The organism is Actinotalea subterranea, from assembly GCF_008364845.1.
GTDB classification, from domain to species: Bacteria; Actinomycetota; Actinomycetes; order Actinomycetales; family Cellulomonadaceae; genus Actinotalea; species Actinotalea subterranea.
On sequence record NZ_VTTP01000005.1, the window covers coordinates 171,068 to 189,532 of the forward strand.

An 18,465-nucleotide genomic window follows, 5' to 3' on the forward strand; every position below is an offset into this window, starting at 1 on the left:
CTAGGCGGGGCGGGCGGCGCCGTCACCGCTGGGCCCATGGTTCGGGCGCGGGCCGTGCCGCACGCTGCCAGCAGGGGCATCGACCGCCCCGCGTTGACAAACGGTGTTGCCGCGACAGCACACTGCGGTCATGGCAGAGGCGGATCCGCGGGACCTCGACGTCGTGCTCGAGGGCGTCGGGCCCCGCCTGCGGGCCCTGCGGCTCCGGCGCGAGACGACGCTCGCGCAGCTGTCCGCCGCGACAGGGATATCGGTGAGCACCCTGTCCCGCCTCGAGTCGGGCGGGCGCCGGCCCACGTTGGAGCTCCTGCTGCCGCTCGCGCGCGTGCACCAGGTGCCGCTCGACGAGCTGGTCGGCGCACCACCGACCGGCGACCCGCGCGTGCACGAGCGCCCCATCCGCCGAGGCGGCTCGACGTACCTCCCGCTCACCAGGCGCCCCGGCGGCCTGCGCGCGTACAAGCAGGTCATCCCGCCCACGCCCGCCCTCCCCGCGGGCGCCGAGCCGCAGATGCAGACGCACGAGGGGTACGAGTGGCTCTACGTGCTCTCGGGTCGCATCCGGCTCCAGCTCGCCGAGCACGACCTCGTGCTCTCCGCGGGCGAGGTCGCGGAGTTCGACACGCGGATGCCCCACCGGGTCAGCAACCCCGGGACGGGCCCTGCCGAGGTGCTCAACCTCTTCGGTCCGCAGGGTGAGCGCCTGCACGTCCGGGCCCGGCCGTCACGCACGGACCGACGCCCGGCCGGCTGAGGCCGCGAGCCGGGTCGACCGGGCGCCGCGTGGCCCGGGGACCCGCGGGCGTCCCGGGCTGCACTCCGTGCGTGACATGCCCGACGCGCCGAATGCGCCCGCCACGGCGGTCCGTGGCCCTACCATTGCAACGTTGTAGAACTTCGAGGACGAGGCTTCCGATGACCAACGCCCGCATCACGCTGCACCCCGACTTCACGGTCGGCACCGTCGACCGCCGCCTGTTCGGCTCGTTCGTCGAGCACCTGGGCCGCGCCGTGTACACCGGCATCTACGAGCCGGGTCACCCGACCGCCGACGGGGACGGGTTCCGCGAGGACGTCGCCGACCTGACGCGCGAGCTCGGCGTCAGCATGGTCAGGTACCCGGGCGGCAACTTCGTGTCGAACTACGTGTGGGAGGACGGCGTCGGGCCCCGCGAGGAGCGCAAGCCGTTCATCGACCTCGCGTGGCGCACCATCGAGCCCAACGAGGTCGGCACCGACGAGTTCCTGCAGTGGGCCGAGCGCATGGGCATCGAGCCGATGATGGCCGTCAACCTGGGCACACGCGGCGTGGACGCAGCCGCCGCGCTCGTCGAGTACTGCAACGGCGAGGCCGGCTCGCGCTGGGCCGACCTGCGCATCGCGAACGGCCGGGCGAAGCCCTACGGCGTGCGCCTGTGGTGCCTGGGCAACGAGATGGACGGGCCCTGGCAGATCGGCCACAAGGACGCGCACGAGTACGGCAAGCTCGCGGCCGAGGCGGGCAAGGCCATGAAGCTCGTCGACCCGAGCATCGAGCTCGTCGCGTGCGGGTCGTCCTCGATGCAGATGCCCACGTTCGGCGAGTGGGAGCGCACCGTCCTGAGCTACACGTACGACCTCGTCGACCACATCTCGATGCACGCCTACTACGAGGAGCTCGAGGGGGACCGCGCGAGCTTCCTCGCGTCGGGCACCGCGATGGACCGGTTCATCCGCCGGGTCGTCGCATCGGCCGACGCCGTCGGCGCCCAGCGCCGCTCCGACAAGGAGATCACCATCTCCTTCGACGAGTGGAACGTCTGGTACCTCGAGTCCCGCTTCCCGGGCGAGCAGAACCTCCCGCTCCAGCGTGACGCCCCGCGCATCATCGAGGACGTCTACTCCGGCCTCGACGCCGTGGTCGTCGGCGACCTGCTGGTCACGCTGCTCAACCACGCGGACCGGGTGCCCGTGGCGTGCCTCGCGCAGCTCGTCAACGTGATCGCCCCGATCATGACGGAGCCGGGCGGCGAGGCCTGGCGCCAGCCGACCTTCCACCCGTTCGCGACGACGGCGCAGCTCGCCCGCGGCGTCGCGCTCGACCTCCGCGTCCAGGTCCCGACGACGACCAGCGCACGGCACGGCGAGACGCCCGTCGTCACGGCCGCGGCCACGTGGGACGAGGCGCCCGACGGCGCGGGTGCCCTCGCGCTGTTCCTCACGAACCGCGGCGCGGAGCCCGCCGAGGTCACGATCGAGCACGACGGCCTCACGGTGCGCATCGACGGCGGGGCCCAGATGGTCGCCGACAGCCGCCCGGCCGTCGAGGGCCCCGCGCACGCGGCCTCCGTGATCGAGCAGTGCTGGAGCGAGCTCCCGGCCCTCGGCGAGGCGACGGGCCGCACCACGGTGACGCTCGCGCCCGAGTCCTGGACGGCGCTGCGCGGGGTCGCGACGCGCGGCTGAGCACGCTGACGTGCCGGGCGGGCTGGCGCACGCCTACCCGCCCGGCACGTCAGGCCGTCGGGCCGTGACGCGTCGCTCAGGCGGACGCGACACTGTCAGGCGTCGCGCGGTGCGGTGCTCTCGCGCACGCGCAGGGCGTGCGGCGCCCGCACCTCGACGGCGGGCGCGTCGGGCTCGCCGATCCGCGCGGAGATCCGCGCGACCGCCTCGCGTGCGATGAACGGGGTGTCGAGGGACACGGTGCTGAGGCTGGGGCGCGCGTACCGCCCCTCCTCCACGTCGTCGATCCCGATCACGGCGACGTCCTCGGGAACTCGCAGCCCGGCGTCGAACACCGCTCGCATCGCGCCCATCGCCAGCAGGTCGGAGTAGCAGAAGATCGCGTCCGGCCGGTCGGGTGCGTCCAGGAGCTCCCGGGTGGCGCGGTAGCCGTCGGCCCGGCGGTAGTGCGCGGCGGCCCGCAGGAGGTCCGGCTCCGGCTCGATGCCGGCGGCCCGCAGGGCGCGCTCGTACCCGGTGGTGCGCTGCTGGGGTGTCGCATAGTCCTCGTCGGGCTGCGCGCCGATCGCCGCGATGCGGCGCCTCCCCCCGGCGATCAGGTGCGCGACGGCGTCCTGCGCGGCCTGGACGTTGTCGATCGCGACGTGGTCGTACCTGCCGTCGAAGTCGTGCTCACCGAGGAGGACGAGCGGCATGGTCCGGCTCGCCTGCATCTCGAGGAGCTCGGCGCGGGTGACGAGCGGGCTGAAGAGGACGCCGTCGAAGAGCATCGTGCGATCGGCGCCCGTGAGCAGCTCCCGCTCCCGCTCGTGGTCGTGGCCGGTCTGGTCGATCATCACGCGGTAGCCCAGCTCGGCAGCCGCGTTGATGACCTCGCGCGCGAGCTCCGCGAAGTACGGCAGGTCGATCTCGGGGACCACGAGGGCGAGGACACCCGTGCGGCCCGTGCGCAGGGTGCGCGCGACCGGGTTGGGGCGGTAGTCGAGCTCCTCGATCGCGTCGAGCACCCGGCGACGCATCTTGTCGCTCACGTGCGTGTAGCCGCTGACGACGTTCGACACCGTGCGCACAGAGACCTGTGCATGCTCGGCGACATCGCGCAGAGTGGCGACCATGGCAAACCCCCTCGTCGGCTCCGGGCTCCAGCATAGGGCTTGCAACGTCTGCAAAGCCGCGCTAGTTTGCACACGTTGGCAAAGCCGGTGCGACCCCCCGCGCCGGACCGATCGCTCGGACAAGGGAGTGCCGATGCACCCGAACCACCACCGGACCAGCCGGGCGCCACGGCGCCACCCCGTCGCGCTCGCCGCCGGCCTGCTGGTCACGGCCACCGCGCTGGCCGCCTGCGGGCCCTCCATCGGCGGGGCCGACGGCGGCACCGACGAGGAGACCTCCGCCACGGACGGACGCCTCCAGGCCCCCACGCAGGACAGCCCCAGCGGCGAGATCACGATCTGGGACCGCTCGGGAGACCTGTACGCGGTGTTCGACGCCGTGATCGACGACTTCAACGAGGTCTACCCGGACATCGTCGTGCACCACGAGGCCGTCGACATCGACGCCAAGCTCCAGAACACCCTCATCACCGAGACGGACGTGCCCGACGGCGTCTTCCTCGACGACGCCAAGGTCGCCGGGTTCGCCCCGTACCTGTGGGACGTCACCGACGTCCTCGAGCCCTACGTCGCGGACATCGCCCAGCAGAAGGTCGACGTCAGCTCGCTCGACGGCGGCATCTACGGCGTGCCCTTCGACCTCGACCCGGGCCTCCTGTTCTACAACGCGACCGCCCTCGAGGCCGCGGGCGTCGACGTCACGCAGATCGCCACGTACGACGACCTGCTCGAGGCCGCACGCCAGTACCAGGCGGCGGTGCCCGACGCGAAGCCGATCCACCTCGAGCAGAGCGCGTTCCTGGGACAGCTCCAGCTCGAGATGTACGCGAGCCAGCTCGGCACGAGCCTCGCGGACGAGAACGGCGAGCTCCGGCTCGAGTCCGACGAGTACCGGCAGATCCTCACGTGGCTCGACACCGTGCAGCGCGAGGGCCTCGGCACCCGGGCGGAGTACCTGTCGCCCAGCGACGTCGGCCCCCTGGAGAACGGACAGCAGGTCTTCTACCCGTGGGCGATCTGGTTCTCGTTCGCACCCGAGCAGCAGCTCACGCAGACGTCTGGCGACTGGCGGGCCATGCCGCTGCCCGCCTGGGAGGAGGGCGGCGCCCGCTCAGGCGCGATGGGCGGGTCCTCGTTCGTGCTGCCGAAGGCCGGTGAGAACGCCGACCTCGCCTGGCTGTTCTACGAGTTCCTCATGTACGACGAGGCCGGCTACTCCGCCGTCTGGGGACAGAACGACACGTACCCCAACGGCCTGGCGACGTCGATCCCCGCGTACACGCCCGCCGCCGATCCCTCGAAGCCCCTGTTCGGTCCCGTCGCCGGGCTCGGCGGGCAGGACCTGTGGACCACGGCCGTCACCGCCGGCGCCGAGATCCCCGGCGGGGCACCGACGCCCGACTGGTGGGCCGGTGCCGTCGACTACCTCGGGACGGACCTCCAGAGGATGCTGGACGGCGAGCTCACCCCGGACCAGGTCCTCGAGCAGGCGACGACGGACATCCAGACGAACCTCGTGGACCGGTAGTGACCGCACTCCTGACCACCTCGACCCGCGGCAGGCGCCGACCGCACCTGCCGCGGGCCGTGGCCCCCTACGCGTTCGTCCTGCCGTTCGTGGCGATCTTCGTCGCGTTCAGCGTCTACCCGATGCTGTTCACGCTGCGGCTCTCCTTCACGGACTGGCACGGCTCCGGCGGCGCGCAGTGGGTGGGCCTCGGCAACTACACCTACCTCCTGGGCAACGAGGCGTTCTGGTCCTCTCTCGGCAACTCCGCGGTGCTCTGGCTCCTCATCGTGCCGGTGCAGATGGTCCTGGCACTCCTCGTCGCCGTGCTCCTCGACAACGCACGCACGCGCATGCGGGGCTTCTACCGGATCGCGTTCCTCGTGCCGTTCGTGACGCCGCTGGTCGCGGTCGCGCAGATCTGGGTGGTCGTCTTCGACCAGGACTACGGCGCCGTGAACGGCGTGCTCAACCTCGTGGGGCTGCCCGACGTCGGGTGGCTCACCACGACGCAGTGGGCCAAGCCGACCCTCGCGCTGCTCTTCCTGTGGAAGACCACGGGCTTCATCGTGATCATCCTGCTGTCCGGGCTCCAGTCCATCGAGCCGAGCGTCTACGAGGCCGCCGCGATCGACGGGGCCTCGCGCAGCAGGCGGCTGTGGAGCATCACGGTGCCGCTCGTGCGCCGCACCCTCATGTTCTCGGTGGTGCTGCAGACGCTCGCGGTGTTCCAGATGTTCGCCGAGCCGTTCGTCGTCACCGACGGCGGCCCGTACGGCTCGACGACGACAGCGGGCCTGCACCTGTACGACCACATCACGCGCGCCGACCTCGGCACCGGCGCCGCCAACTCGTTCCTGCTCGTGATCGTCGTCATGGCGCTGTCGCTCGTGTTCGTGCGCCTGCTCCGGTCGGAGGACTGACATGGTGACCTCAACCACCCACCGGCAGCCGACGGGCGCGGAGGCGGGCCGGGCTCCTCACCTGCCCGCCTCCGCACCCCGGTCCACCGGCCGGCGCTGGAGCGCCGGGACGCTCGGGACGCAGGCCTTCCTCGTCGTGCTCGCTCTCGCGTTCCTCGCGCCGGTCGCATGGGCCCTGGTGTCCGCGTTCAAGCCCGCCACGCAGATCATCAGCGACCCGTTGGGGCTCGACGTGACCGCGCTGACCACGGAGAACTTCCGCCGGATGTTCAGCGACGTGCCCATCGGCCGGGGGTTCCTCAACACGGCCGTGGTGCTCCTGGCGAAGGGTTCGCTCACGCTGTTCTGCGCACCGCTCGCCGCGTACGCGTTCGCCAAGTACCGGTTCCGGGGTCGCGAGCTGCTCTTCGGCACGGTGCTCATCACGCTCATGCTGCCCACGGTCGTGCTGATCATCCCGCTGCTCCTCGAGATGAAGGAGCTGGGCTGGGTCAACACGTACCAGGCGCTCATCCTGCCCGGAGCTGTGGACGCCTTCGCGATCTTCTGGATGCGCCAGGTGATCGCGGCCGTCCCCGACGAGCTGCTCGACGCTGCGCGCGTCGACGGGTGCACGGAGTTCGGCATCTTCTGGCGGGTGCTGCTGCCCGTGATCCGGCCGGCCCTCGCCGGGCTGGCCGTCCTGACCGTGATGAACATCTACAACGACTTCGTCTGGCCGGTCGTCGCCGCCTCGTCCTCGCGGATGGCGACGCTCCAGGTGGTGCTCTCGACGCTCGCGCAGAACATCACCGGCAACCGCATCGGGGCCGACTACGCGACCGTGACCGGCGAGCTGCTCGCCGCCGCGTCCCTGGCCCTCGTCCCGCTCCTGATCATCTTCATCGCCCTCCAGAAGCACTTCATCAACGGCATCCTCGCCGGAAGCGTCAAGGGCTGAGCCCTCCCCCACGAAAGGCCCGAACCGATGACCGTCGCCCTGCCGCGCCCCGAGTACCCGCGCCCCGAGTACCCGCGCCCCGACCATGACCGCTCCGACCGATGGGCTCCGCTCAACGGCACGTGGGAGCTCGACCTGCCCGACGCGACCGTGCCCGTCGTCGTCCCGTTCGCGTGGGAGACCGCGGCCTCGGGCGTCGCCCGGACGTGGCTCGAGCACGCGACGTACCGCCGGTCCGTCACCGTGCCCGCCGAGTGGTCCGGCTCGCGCGTGCTGCTGTGCTTCGGGGCCGTGCACCACCGCGCGGTCGTGCGCCTCGACGGTGCCGTGCTCGCGGAGCACGTCGGCGGCTCCACACCGTTCGAGGTCGACGTCACCGAGGTCCTGCCGCCCGGCCGTTCGGGCGTGCTCGAGGTCGAGGTCGACGCCCCCGCCGACAAGCGGTCGATCCCCCACGGCAAGCAGCGCTCGATCCCCCGGGACGACTACGACGGGGTGTCGTTCACGCCGACGTCGGGCATCTGGCAGAGCGTGTGGATGGAGCCACGCGGCCGCACGTACGCGGCAGCCGTGGAGCTGCGCGGCGACTCGCTCGTGGGCTTCGACGTGACCGTCAGGGTCACCGGCGACGCGCCCCGCGGGACGGCCGTCGCGCTGGACGTCGCCGACGGCTCGGACGCCCACGAGCACCTGGACCTCACGACCGACGACGACGGCGTGGCCCGAGGCCGGGTCGAGCTCGTCACCCCCCAGAGGTGGAGCCCGCAGGACCCGCACCTGTACACCGTCGCCGTGCGGACGGCGCCCGGCCCGGGCGTCCCGGCCGAGGACGCCACGAGCGACGTCGTGCGCGTGACCGGTGGGCTGCGCCGCATCGAGACCCGCGGTGAGGCGCTGTTCCTCAACGACGAGCGGCTCTACGTCACGGGGGTCCTCGACCAGGGCTACTGGCCCGCGTCCGGACTGACCGCGCCCGACGACGCCGCGCTGGTCGCGGACCTCGAGCTCGCCCGGGACCTCGGGTACACGCTCGTCCGCAAGCACATCAAGCTCGAGGACCCCCGGTGGCTCCACCACGCCGACCGCATGGGCATGCTCGTCTGGGCCGAGCCCCCGGCGCCGAGCCGGTTCAGCGAGGCGGCGGCAGCAGCGTTCGAGGCCCAGCTCGAGCCGATGGTCCGCCGGGACGGCAACCACCCGTCCATCGTGATCTGGGGCCTCTACAACGAGGAGTGGGGCCTCGACTGGGACATCCCCGGCAGCCCCGAGCGGGCCGCAGCGGCCGCGCGCGCGTACGACCTGCTGCGCACGCTCGACACCACCCGCCCCGTCGTGGACAACTCGGGCTGGTCCCACGTGCGGACGGACCTCGTGGACTGGCACTACTACGACGAGGACCCCGCGGCCTGGGCGAGCAACCTCGCCGCGCTCGCGGCCGGGACCCTCGAGGAGTTCCCGGTGCGGCTCGGCCCGGACTTCGTCGTCGACAAGTCGTTCTACGGCTCCGCCGAGCACCCCCGCACGGGCGTGCCCATCCTGAACAGCGAGTACGGCGCCGGGTTCACGAGTCTGGAGCGCGCGTGGCACCTGCGCTGGCAGACCCAGGAGCTGCGCCGGCACGACCGGTTCGCCGGCTACGTGTACACCGAGCTCACCGACGTCGAGCACGAGATGGCCGGGCTGCTCGACGCCGACCGGCGCCCGAAGGACCTCGGCGGACTGGACCCGCGCGACGTCAACGCGCCGACGACGCTCGTGCTCGACCTCGTGCCCCGCCACGCCGGGGCCGACATCACGGTGCCCGACGGGCCGTTCTCGCTCGACGTGCACGTGTCGCACCACGGCACCGCACCGGTGCTGGGCAGGGTCCGCGCCGCCTGGGTCGCCGACGGGACGCCGCTCCACGAGGCGCCCCCGGTCCCCGACGCCGAGTCCGAGCCCGTCAAGGCGGAGCCCTTCACGCTGAGCGAGGCCGCGAGACTGACGATCCCGTCGCCCGGCGCGGTCTCGGCTGCCCGCCTGCACGTGTGGCTCGTGGACGACGACGAGCACGTGCGGGCGCGCACGTTCGTCGACGCGGCGCCGGTGGAGGAGCCGAACCGTCGAGGTGCACGACGAGCCACCTGATCCGTCCCGGGGCGCCCGCGCCCTGTGACTCACAGTCGCCGGGAGGGCGGGGCGTGCACGCTTCGCCCTCCCGGCGCATGCTGGGGCGATGACGTCGGACCCGCTCAAGCCTGACGGGCGCACCACAGTCCCGCGCCTGTCGTCGACCGTCCTGGACGCCCCCGACCCGCATGCGCTCGCGGCCTTCTACCGCGACCTGCTCGGGTGGCAGATCACGAGCGACCCGGACGACACGACATGGGTCGTCGTCCGGCCGCCCGGGGGCGGCACGGGCCTCGCGTTCCAGGAGGAGCCGCTCCACGAGGCCCCGGCGTGGCCCTCGGCCCGCGGCGTCCAGCAGATGCAGCTGCACCTCGACCTCCAGGTACCCGAGCTGGGACCCGCCGTGCGCCGGGCCGAGGAGCTCGGGGCGCGGCAGGCCGAGCACCAGCCGCAGGACGACGTGCGCGTGATGGTCGACCCCGTCGGCCACATCTTCTGCCTGTTCGAGCTGTAGGCGCGGCCGGAGCCCATTCACCCGTGACGTCGCAGGCCGTCGAGCCCTAGGCGCCCGCGGTCTCCCGCCGCGCGACCGCTCCGCGCGCGACGCGCAGCGCACCGAGCCCGACGAGCCCGCACCCGAGCATGACGACCGTCATGAGGAGCGCGTCGTCGTCACCGCGCAGGCCCACGAGCGGCGACACCGCGGCGGCGAGCGCGAACTGGAGTGCGCCCATGACCGCCGAGCCCGTGCCGGCGCGGTGGGCGGCCTCACCCGTGGCGAGCGCTGCGCCGTTGCTCATCACGAGGCCGAGGCTCGACACCGCGCACAGCAGCAGCGCCAGCGTGGGCCAGCGGGGCGCGTCCAGCAGCACGACGACGGCCACGAGCAGCGCGGACGCCACGACCAGGATCCCGACGCCCACGCCCAGGAGCCGCACCGCAGGCACCCGCCCGACGAGCCGCCCGCTCACGACGCTGACCGCGGCGATGCCCGCGGCGTTCACCGCGAAGGCGATCGAGTACTGGCCGACCGACAGGCCGAGCACCGTCTGGAGCACGAACGGCGAGGCCGCGACGTACGCCATCATCGCGGCGAACGCGGCCGCGAAGGTCACGGTGTAGCCCAGGTACGGCACGCCCCCGACGACGTGCCGGGCGTCGCGCCAGAACGCCGCCGAGCCGCCGCTGCCACGGCGCTCGACGGGCAGGCTCTCCGGGACGGCCACCAGCGCACCCACGAGCATGAGCGCCGCGAGCCCGGCGAGGACCACGAACAGCCCGCGCCACCCGAACGGTCCGCCGAGCGCACCACCGAGCAGGGGTGCCACCACGGGCGCGACGCCCTGGATCGCCATCATCGTGGCGAACAGTCGGGCGGCGGCCACCCCACCCACACGGTCGACGACGACGGCGCGGCTCAGCACCACGCCGGCGGCACCACCGAAGCCCTGGAGGAGTCGGCCCGCGAGCAGCACGCCGATCGTCGGCGCCGTCGCGCACACCACGCTCGCGACGAGGCAGAGCACCGTGCCCGCGACGAGCAGCCCGCGCCGCCCCCACCGGTCCGAGAGCGGGCCGATGACGAGCTGGCCGACCGCGAGCCCCGCGAGGAACGTGGTGAGCGTGAGCTGAGCCTGGGACGCACTGGCCCCGAGCTCGCTCGCGAGCGCCGGAAGCACCGGCAGGTAGATGTCCATGGCGAGCGGCGCCACCGCGGTGAGGAGCGCGAGCACGCCGACCGTGAGCGCGGGCAGCGACCCGCCCGCGAGCGTCGCCGCGGAACGGTGCCCCGTCGGACCGGGTGCGGCCTGCGCGTCGAGCCCAGCCGCGGCCGGCTGACCGGTCGTGCGTGGCGGGGCGTGGGTGGTGGCGGGCGCAGGCATGGCAGGGCTCCAGGTCGTCGTCGGGATTTATATATGCTCTCATATCTATCTGTAGACTGGCGACATGCCCGACGACGTCGCACCGGAACGCCTCGCGCTCGCCCTGCGGGCCGTCGGACGCGCCATCCGAAGCTCGCACACCGCCGCGGGCCTCGAACCGCTGCCCCCGACCGAGCTCGACGTCGTCCGTGTGGTCGCCGCCCGGCCGGGTCTCAGCGTCGGCGAGGTGGCCGACGCCCTGGGCCTGCGCACCAACAACGCGAGCGCCGCGGTGCGATCCCTCGTGGCGCGGGGCCTGATCGCCCGAAGGCCGGACGCCACGGACGGACGGGTCGTGCGCCTGCACGCCACGTCGCTCGCGATCACGCACCGGGGCCAGATCGAGGCCGCGTGGGCCGACGACCTCGTCGCCGCCCTCGATCGTCTGCCGCCGGCGGACCAGGCGGTGCTGCTCGCCGCCGGCGGACCCCTCCAGCGCCTCGCGCACGCGCTGCAGCACCCCGCGGACCGGGCCGACGCGGAGCCGACGGGCTGACCTCGCCCGCGCCGGTGCTCGTGCTCGTCCTCGTGCTCGCGCCCGCGCTCCGAGCGGACTCGCGCCCTGTCAGTCGGTCGCGCGACCCCGGAGCGTGTCCACGTGCGTCGGGCCGAACGCCGCGTTGACGTCGACCTCGACCGTGACGCCCGCCTCACCGAAGGCGGCGCGGGCGGTGAGCGCGAAGGGCGTCTGCACGAGCCGCACGGTGAGGACCGCCGTCGTCGGCTCGGGCCATGCGAGCGCCGCGACGACGGGCTCCACCCGCCCGGGCTCACCGGCGTGGGCACGGCCGGCGGGGAGCGGCACGTGCCCCTCGAGCCAGGCGCCACGACCGGCCTCGACGGTCGTCGTGCCGTCGGGCCCGTGCACCTCGACGAGTGTCCGACCCTCCGCCGGCATGAACCTGACCCACTCGATGCCGTGCCGGTTGGGCTCGAGCGCGATCTGGCGCCCGGCCCACGCTTCGCCGACCGCTCCATCGGCCTCCCCTGCGGGCGGCGCGATCGCCAGCGCGTCGAGCCGCAGCCGAAGCGCAGCCTCGGCCTCCTCGCCACCGGCCGCCGGCACGCCGCCCCGCACCGCAGGCAGCAGGTGCTCCCACACCTGGTCGAGCACGCCCTGCATGTCCATGGTCCCCGCGGTGATCGCGACGACCGTCTCCTCCTCGGGCAGCACGACGCAGAACTGCCCGAAGGCCCCGTCGCCGCGGAAGCTGCCGTGGCGTCCGCGCCAGAACTGGTAGCCGTACCCCTGCTGCCAGTCGGGGTTGTCGTTCACCGAGGGACCGTGCGCCCGCGTCGCCTCCGCGACCCAGCCGACGGGCAGCACCTGCCGGCCGTCCCACACGCCGTCGGCGAGCAGGAGCGCACCGAAGCAGGCGATGTCCTCGGTCGTCAGCGACATCCCGAACCCTCCCGTGTCGACGCCCTGGGGCGACTGCTCCCACGTCGCGCCCTCGATGCCAAGAGGCTCGAGCAGCCGCGGCGTCAGGTAGTCCAGGACGCGCTGGCCGGTGACCTTCTGCACGATCACGGAGAGCAGGTAGGTCGCGGCCGTGTTGTAGACGAAGTGCGTCCCGGGCTCGTGTTCGACGGGCGTCGCGAGGAAGGCGCGCGCCCAGTGGTCGGTCGCGAACACGGCGTCGGACGGGTCGTCGTGATGACCCGTGGTCATCGTCAGGAGGTGTCGCAGCCGCAGGTGGGACAGGGGCCCGTCCGCCGCGGACGCGCCGGGCGGGGCGTCGTCAGGCAGGTGCGTCAGCACGAGGTCGTCCACCGAGAGGAGCCCCGCCGCCTCGGCGAACCCGACGGCCGCGGACGTGAAGCTCTTGCTCAGGGAGAACAGCGCGTGCGGGATCTGCGGCGCGTAGGGCGCCCACCACCCCTCGGCGACCACGGCACCTCGCACCACGACCATGAGGCTGTGCACCTCGAGGCCTGACGCGTCGAGCCCGTCGAGGAGGCCCTGCAGCGCGGGGGCGGGCACGTCGCGCTCGTGCGGGAGGGCGCGGGGAAGTCGTCGGCGACCTGGCATGCACCCACTCTGGCACCCCGCACCGACACCCGGCACGCGGACCTGGCAGGCAGACCGGGCCTCACGGCTCCGGGCGCACAGACGCCCGGGGCGGGGACGGATCTCTCCGTCCCCGCCCCGGGCGGTGGAACCTGACGAGCGGGAGGTCAGCCCTCCGAGTGGCCCTCGTCCGTCGTGGTGAGCGGCGGCATCGCGGAGACCGCGACCCCGACCGGCTCGGGCTCGCCGTCGGCCGGCGCGTCCTTGCCGATCCCGCTGAAGACGAACTCCCCGAGGAGGCCCTCGCCCTCGGCGTCGACGACCACCGTCTGACCGGGCCGCAGCTCGCCGAAGAGGATCTTCTCCGAGAGCTGGTCCTCGATCTCGCGCTGGATCGCACGGCGCAGCGGCCGGGCCCCGAGGACGGGGTCGTAGCCCTTCTCGGCGAGCAGCGCCTTGGCCGCGGGCGTGAGGTCGATCCCCATGTCCTTGTCCTTGAGGCGTGCCGCGAGCTTGGCGATCATCAGGTCGACGATCTTGATGATCTCGTCCTGCGACAGCTGCGGGAACACGACCACGTCGTCGACGCGGTTGAGGAACTCGGGCCGGAAGTGCTGCTTGAGCTCGTCCCCGACCTTCGCCTTCATCCGCTCGTAGGACGTCGACAGGTCGCCGCCGGCCTGGAAGCCGGTCTGCAGGCCCTTGGCGATGTCCCGCGTGCCGAGGTTCGTGGTCATGATGATCACGGTGTTCTTGAAGTCGACCACCCGGCCCTGCGAGTCGGTCAGACGACCGTCCTCGAGGATCTGCAGCAGCGAGTTGAAGATGTCCGCGTGCGCCTTCTCGACCTCGTCGAAGAGGACCACGGAGAACGGCCGGCGCCGCACCTTCTCGGTGAGCTGGCCACCCTCGTCGTACCCGACGTAGCCGGGAGGCGAGCCGAACAGCCGCGAGACCGTGTGCTTCTCGGAGAACTCGCTCATGTCGAGCTGGATGAGCGCGTCCTCGTCACCGAACAGGAACTCCGCGAGCGCCTTGGCGAGCTCGGTCTTCCCGACGCCCGTGGGGCCGGCGAAGATGAACGAGCCACCGGGGCGCTTCGGGTCCTTGAGCCCGGCACGCGTGCGGCGGATCGCCTGCGAGAGGGCCTTGATCGCCGCTTCCTGCCCGACGACGCGCTTGTGCAGCTCGCCCTCCATGTGCAGCAGGCGGCTGGACTCCTCCTCGGTGAGCTTGAACACCGGGATGCCGGTGGACATGGCCAGCACCTCGGCGATGAGCTCCTCGTCGACCTCGGCGACCGTGTCCAGGTCGCCCGACTTCCAGGCCTTCTCCTTCTCCGCGCGCTGGAGGCCGAGCTGCTTCTCGACGTCGCGCAGCCGCGCGGCCTTCTCGAAGTCCTGCTCGTCGATCGCCGACTCCTTGTCGCGACGTGCCTCGGCGATCTTCTCGTCGAGGTCACGCAGCTCCGGCGGGGCCGTCATGCGACGGATCCGCAGGCGCGCGCCGGCCTCATCGATCAGGTCGATCGCCTTGTCCGGGAGGAACCGGTCGTTGACGTACCGGTCCGCGAGCGTCGCGGCGGCCACGAGCGCGCCGTCCGTGATCGACACGCGGTGGTGCGCCTCGTAGCGGTCCCGCAGGCCCTTGAGGATCTCGATGGCGTGCGTGAGGTTGGGCTCCGCGACCTGGATCGGCTGGAACCGGCGCTCGAGGGCCGCGTCCTTCTCGACGTACTTGCGGTACTCCTCGAGCGTCGTCGCGCCGATCGTCTGGAGCTCGCCGCGCGCGAGCATCGGCTTGAGGATGCTCGCCGCGTCGATCGCGCCCTCGGCGGCGCCCGCCCCGACGAGCGTGTGGATCTCGTCGATGAACAGGATGATGTCGCCGCGCGTGCGGATCTCCTTGAGGACCTTCTTCAGGCGCTCCTCGAAGTCGCCGCGGTACCGCGAGCCGGCCACGAGCGACCCGAGGTCGAGCGTGTACAGCTGCTTGTCCTTGAGCGTCTCGGGGACGTCGCCGCGCACGATGTCCTGCGCGAGGCCCTCGACGACGGCGGTCTTGCCGACGCCGGGCTCCCCGATCAGCACCGGGTTGTTCTTGGTGCGGCGGGACAGCACCTGCATGACCCGCTCGATCTCCTTGAGGCGACCGATGACCGGGTCGAGCTTGCCCTCGCGGGCGGCCTGCGTGAGGTTGCGGCCGAACTGGTCGAGCACGGCCGAGCCGGAGGGCTGACCCTCGGCGGGGCCGCCGGCGGCGACGGGCTCCTTGCCCTGGTAGCCGGACAGCAGCTGGATGACCTGCTGACGGACCCGGTTGAGGTCCGCGCCCAGCTTGTTCAGGACCTGGGCGGCGACGCCCTCGCCCTCACGGATGAGACCGAGCAGGATGTGCTCGGTCCCGATGTAGTTGTGGCCGAGCTGGAGCGCCTCGCGGAGCGACAGCTCGAGGACCTTCTTCGCACGGGGCGTGAACGGGATGTGGCCGGACGGCGCCTGCTGACCCTCGCCGATGATCTCCTGGACCTGCTGACGCACGGCGTCCAGGGAGATCCCGAGCGACTCCAGCGCCTTGGCGGCGACGCCCTCGCCCTCGTGGATGAGGCCGAGCAGGATGTGCTCGGTCCCGATGTAGTTGTGGTTGAGCATCCGCGCCTCTTCCTGGGCGAGGACGACCACGCGACGGGCTCGGTCGGTGAATCTCTCGAACATCTGCGCTCCTTGCGGGCGGCGTGCTCCCTGCGGAACTTCCACAGGGTCTGGACGTCGTCCTGCAAGGCTAACCGCGGGCCCCCGCCCAGGCTGCCCGTGTTCGCCGCAGGCGTGACGCCCGTGCCCGGCCCGTGCTCAAGCCGTGCTCAGCCCGTGCTCGGCGGGCGCTCAGCCCCGCGCGGGCACCCGGTCGCTGATGTGCTCGACGACGGCCGCGATGGTCGCCTGGTCGGCCAGGATCCGCTGGTGCCCGAGGCCCTCGGTGGTCAGCAGGACGGCGTCGGGCCACTCGCGGGCGACGGCCTCGCCGACGGCGTAGGGCGTCTCCTTGTCGAGCCGGTCGTGCACCACCAGGGTCGGCGGCATCCCGCCGGAGGCGCCGAGCGGCACGAGGTCGAAGTCCGACGTCGGGCGCCCGGTGAAGGCCTCGATCCCGTCGACCATGCGCGTGCGGGTGCGCTCGGTGAAGCCGAGGAGCCGCGCGAAGTCGTGCGTCATCGTCGCGAACTCGTGGTTGGGCGCGATGAGGACGAGGCGCTCGGTGGGGACGCTCTCGCGCACGACGAGGGCCGCGGAGGTGCAGCCCATCGAGTGCGCGACGACACCGGACGCCTCGCCGTAGGCGCCGAGCACCACCTCGAACGCCTCCATGAACTCGGGCAGCGTGCCCTTGCCGGGCCCCATCACGGCCGGGTCGGAGTCGCCGTGGCCCGCGACGTCGAAGGCGACCACGCGGTGACCGGCCTCGACGAGCGGCGCGACGAACGCGCCGAGCTGCCCGCGCCAGCCGCCCCACCCGTGCACGAGGTACACGACGGGCCCCTCACCCCAGGACTCGGCGACGATCTCGCCGCCCCGCGGGACGGCCAGGCGTCGGATCTCGCCGGGCCCGGGCCGGAAGTCCTTGCGGCGACCGGGGTTGCCCGGGAGCGTGCACCACAGGTCCATCGCGCGTGCGGCGGCGGCCCGGGGTGCGACGGCGTCGAGCACCCGGAAGGTCGTGCGCAGGGCGCCGAGGCGCGTCGCCCCGACGAGGTGGCCGGCGGACCAGCGGCGTCCGGCGGGGTGGGTGGTGGTCATGGCGTCTCCTGCGTCTCGTGCGTCGGTGCGGTGGGTCGCGCGACGCTGCGCGGGGCGGGGTGCTCGTGCGTGGGCCGGTCCGAGCGGCCGGTCAGGATGGCGGCAGCCGGGGTGGCGGCAGGCGCGGTGGTGGCAGGCGGGGCCGTCGCAGGCGGGGCGACCGGGACGCGCGCCGCGTCGATGAGCGCCTCGACGGCGGCGCGGGCGCGCGCCTCGGCGGCGGGATCACCGAGCAGGCGGTGCGCGTGGTAGAAGGCGAGCATCACGCCGTAGACGTCGGAGGCGAACTGGTCGGGGTCCGCGTCCGACCGCAGCCGGCCCTCGGCGACGCCGTCCGTGACGATGCGCGCGAGCGTGCGGTACAGCCCGGCGTGGTGCGCGCGGAGGGCGTCGCGCACGGGCCCCTCCTGCTCGTCGACCTCGGTGCTGGCCTTGACGAAGAGGCAGCCGCCGGGCTGCCGGGCGATGCCGCACGCGAGCCACCGGTCGACGAGCGCACGGATGCGGGCCTCGCCGCGCGGCTGGGCGAGCGCGGGGGCGACGACGGCGGCCGTGAAGTCCTGGGCGGCCGCGTCGAGGACGGCGAGCTGGAGCGCCTCCTTGGACCCGAAGTGCGCGTACATGCCGCTCTTCGACATCCCGACGTCGGCCGCGAGCGTCCCGATGGTGAGCCCGCCGAGCCCGACCCGGCAGGCGAGGTCGACGCCGCGCGCCAGGATCGCCTCCCGCGTGCGGCGCCCCTTGGTCTCCAGGGTCTCGGCCGTCACCGACGAAAAATAGCACGATCGTTCTGTTCTGCGGGTTCCCGTCCAGGGCTTGATAGGCAAGCGCGTACTTGCCTATGCTCGCGACGTGGCGGACGACGTGTTCAAGGCGATCGCCGACCCGACCCGGAGGGCGATCCTCGACGAGCTCGTCGACCGCGACGGGCAGTCCCTCTTCGAGATCTGCACCCGCCTCGCCATGAAGCACGGCCTGAGCTCGTCGCGGCAGGCCGTGTCCCAGCACCTCGACGTGCTCGAGGCCGCGGGCCTCGTGACCGTGCGCCGCGAGGGGCGCTACAAGCTCCACCACGTCGACACCGCACCGCTCGGCGCCATCGCCGAGCGGTGGCCACCGCCCGGCCCCGGACGCCCCTGACGGACCGTCCGCCGGCCGGCCGAACCTCCCGACCGCCTGCACGACCCACGAAGAACGACCCACGAACCGCGAACCCGAGGAGCACCCGTGCTGCGCATCAACCTGACCAGCGTCGTCGTCGACGACCAGCAGAGGGCATTCGACTTCTACACCGGGGTCCTGGGCTTCCTCCCCAAGGAGGACGTCCCCATGGGCGAGCACCGCTGGCTGACGGTGGTCTCCGCCGCCGACCCCGACGGCATCCAGCTCCTGCTCGAGCCCGAGGGGCACCCCGCCGCGACCACCTACAAGGCGGCTCTCGTGGAGGACGGCATCCCCTTCACATCCTTCGCGGTGGACGACGCGCGCGCCGAGTACGAGCGCCTGTCCGCCGCAGGGGTCCGCTTCACCCAGGAGCCCGCCACGATGGGCCCTGTCACCACGGCCGTGCTCGACGACACGTGCGGCAACCTCATCCAGATCGCCTCGATGGACGGCTGACCGGCGTCCCCAGCGCCGCGCCGAACCGTGCGCGGCGCCGGGGACGGGCACGGTCTCCCGTGCCCGAGCGCACCGTCGG

Annotated in this window: 16 protein-coding genes; 10 read left to right on the forward strand and 6 right to left on the reverse strand. The window is 72.8% G+C overall.

Going from position 1 to position 18,465, the window contains the following annotated elements; genetic code table 11:
* Positions 1-130: 130 nt before the first annotated feature.
* Together FZ988_RS10990 and arfA are read left to right on the forward strand one after the other, a co-directional pair.
* The gene (locus tag FZ988_RS10990) at positions 131-754 is read left to right on the forward strand and encodes a helix-turn-helix domain-containing protein (RefSeq protein WP_149204068.1); all 624 of its coding nucleotides are present in this window, start codon (positions 131-133) and stop codon (positions 752-754) included.
* Positions 755-915: 161 nt separating this feature from the next.
* The gene (gene arfA / locus FZ988_RS10995) at positions 916-2,445 is read left to right on the forward strand and encodes an arabinosylfuranosidase ArfA (RefSeq protein ID WP_149204069.1); all 1,530 of its coding nucleotides are present in this window, start codon (positions 916-918) and stop codon (positions 2,443-2,445) included.
* Positions 2,446-2,540: 95 nt separating this feature from the next.
* On the opposite strand, the gene FZ988_RS11000 is transcribed toward arfA, so the two are convergent.
* Complete coding sequence (locus tag FZ988_RS11000; RefSeq protein WP_149204070.1) at positions 2,541-3,560, reverse strand: LacI family DNA-binding transcriptional regulator; 1,020 nt, start codon at positions 3,558-3,560, stop codon at positions 2,541-2,543.
* Positions 3,561-3,693: 133 nt separating this feature from the next.
* Between FZ988_RS11000 and FZ988_RS11005 the strand changes: the two genes are divergently transcribed.
* From FZ988_RS11005 to FZ988_RS11025, 5 genes are all read left to right on the forward strand, one after another.
* Positions 3,694-5,088, forward strand: coding sequence for an ABC transporter substrate-binding protein (locus FZ988_RS11005; RefSeq protein WP_149204071.1), 1,395 nt, complete (start codon positions 3,694-3,696; stop codon positions 5,086-5,088).
* Positions 5,088-5,990 (forward strand): carbohydrate ABC transporter permease, encoded by a 903-nt coding sequence (locus FZ988_RS11010; RefSeq protein WP_223145110.1) that lies wholly within the window; start codon positions 5,088-5,090, stop codon positions 5,988-5,990. Before FZ988_RS11005 ends, FZ988_RS11010 begins: the two co-directional genes overlap by 1 nt.
* 1 nt (position 5,991) lies before the next feature.
* Positions 5,992-6,930, forward strand: a complete 939-nt coding sequence (locus tag FZ988_RS11015; protein WP_149204072.1) for a carbohydrate ABC transporter permease — start codon at positions 5,992-5,994, stop codon at positions 6,928-6,930.
* Positions 6,931-6,957: 27 nt separating this feature from the next.
* The gene (locus tag FZ988_RS11020; protein WP_149204073.1) at positions 6,958-9,057 is read left to right on the forward strand and encodes a glycoside hydrolase family 2 protein; all 2,100 of its coding nucleotides are present in this window, start codon (positions 6,958-6,960) and stop codon (positions 9,055-9,057) included.
* 88 nt (positions 9,058-9,145) lie between these two features.
* Entirely contained in the window at positions 9,146-9,553 is a 408-nt protein-coding gene (locus FZ988_RS11025; protein WP_149204074.1) for a VOC family protein, read from the forward strand.
* A gap of 46 nt (positions 9,554-9,599) precedes the next feature.
* Here FZ988_RS11025 and FZ988_RS11030 read toward each other — a convergent pair whose 3' ends face one another.
* Positions 9,600-10,922: a multidrug effflux MFS transporter gene (locus FZ988_RS11030; protein WP_149204075.1), complete on the reverse strand. Its 1,323-nt coding sequence runs from the start codon at positions 10,920-10,922 to the stop codon at positions 9,600-9,602.
* A 64-nt stretch (positions 10,923-10,986) separates the two neighbouring features.
* On the opposite strand from FZ988_RS11030, the gene FZ988_RS11035 reads away from it, so the two are divergent.
* Positions 10,987-11,457 (forward strand): MarR family winged helix-turn-helix transcriptional regulator, encoded by a 471-nt coding sequence (locus FZ988_RS11035; RefSeq protein WP_149204076.1) that lies wholly within the window; start codon positions 10,987-10,989, stop codon positions 11,455-11,457.
* 69 nt (positions 11,458-11,526) lie between these two features.
* On the opposite strand, the gene FZ988_RS11040 is transcribed toward FZ988_RS11035, so the two are convergent.
* From FZ988_RS11040 to FZ988_RS11055, 4 genes are all read right to left on the reverse strand, one after another.
* Complete coding sequence (locus tag FZ988_RS11040) at positions 11,527-12,993, reverse strand: serine hydrolase domain-containing protein (RefSeq protein WP_149204077.1); 1,467 nt, start codon at positions 12,991-12,993, stop codon at positions 11,527-11,529.
* Positions 12,994-13,139: 146 nt separating this feature from the next.
* On the reverse strand, positions 13,140-15,686 hold the full coding sequence (locus tag FZ988_RS11045; protein ID WP_149204078.1) for an ATP-dependent Clp protease ATP-binding subunit: 2,547 nt from the start codon (positions 15,684-15,686) through the stop codon (positions 13,140-13,142).
* Positions 15,687-15,854: 168 nt separating this feature from the next.
* Positions 15,855-16,766 (reverse strand): alpha/beta fold hydrolase, encoded by a 912-nt coding sequence (locus tag FZ988_RS11050; RefSeq protein ID WP_149204079.1) that lies wholly within the window; start codon positions 16,764-16,766, stop codon positions 15,855-15,857.
* Positions 16,763-17,533, reverse strand: a complete 771-nt coding sequence (locus FZ988_RS11055; RefSeq protein ID WP_246169439.1) for a TetR/AcrR family transcriptional regulator — start codon at positions 17,531-17,533, stop codon at positions 16,763-16,765. Before FZ988_RS11055 ends, FZ988_RS11050 begins: the two co-directional genes overlap by 4 nt.
* Positions 17,534-17,618: 85 nt before the next feature.
* Here FZ988_RS11055 and FZ988_RS11060 point away from each other — a divergent pair, with 85 nt between their 5' ends.
* On the forward strand, positions 17,619-17,906 hold the full coding sequence (locus FZ988_RS11060; protein ID WP_149204080.1) for an ArsR/SmtB family transcription factor: 288 nt from the start codon (positions 17,619-17,621) through the stop codon (positions 17,904-17,906).
* 90 nt (positions 17,907-17,996) lie between these two features.
* Positions 17,997-18,386: a VOC family protein gene (locus FZ988_RS11065; protein ID WP_149204163.1), complete on the forward strand. Its 390-nt coding sequence runs from the start codon at positions 17,997-17,999 to the stop codon at positions 18,384-18,386.
* Positions 18,387-18,465 lie beyond the last annotated feature (79 nt).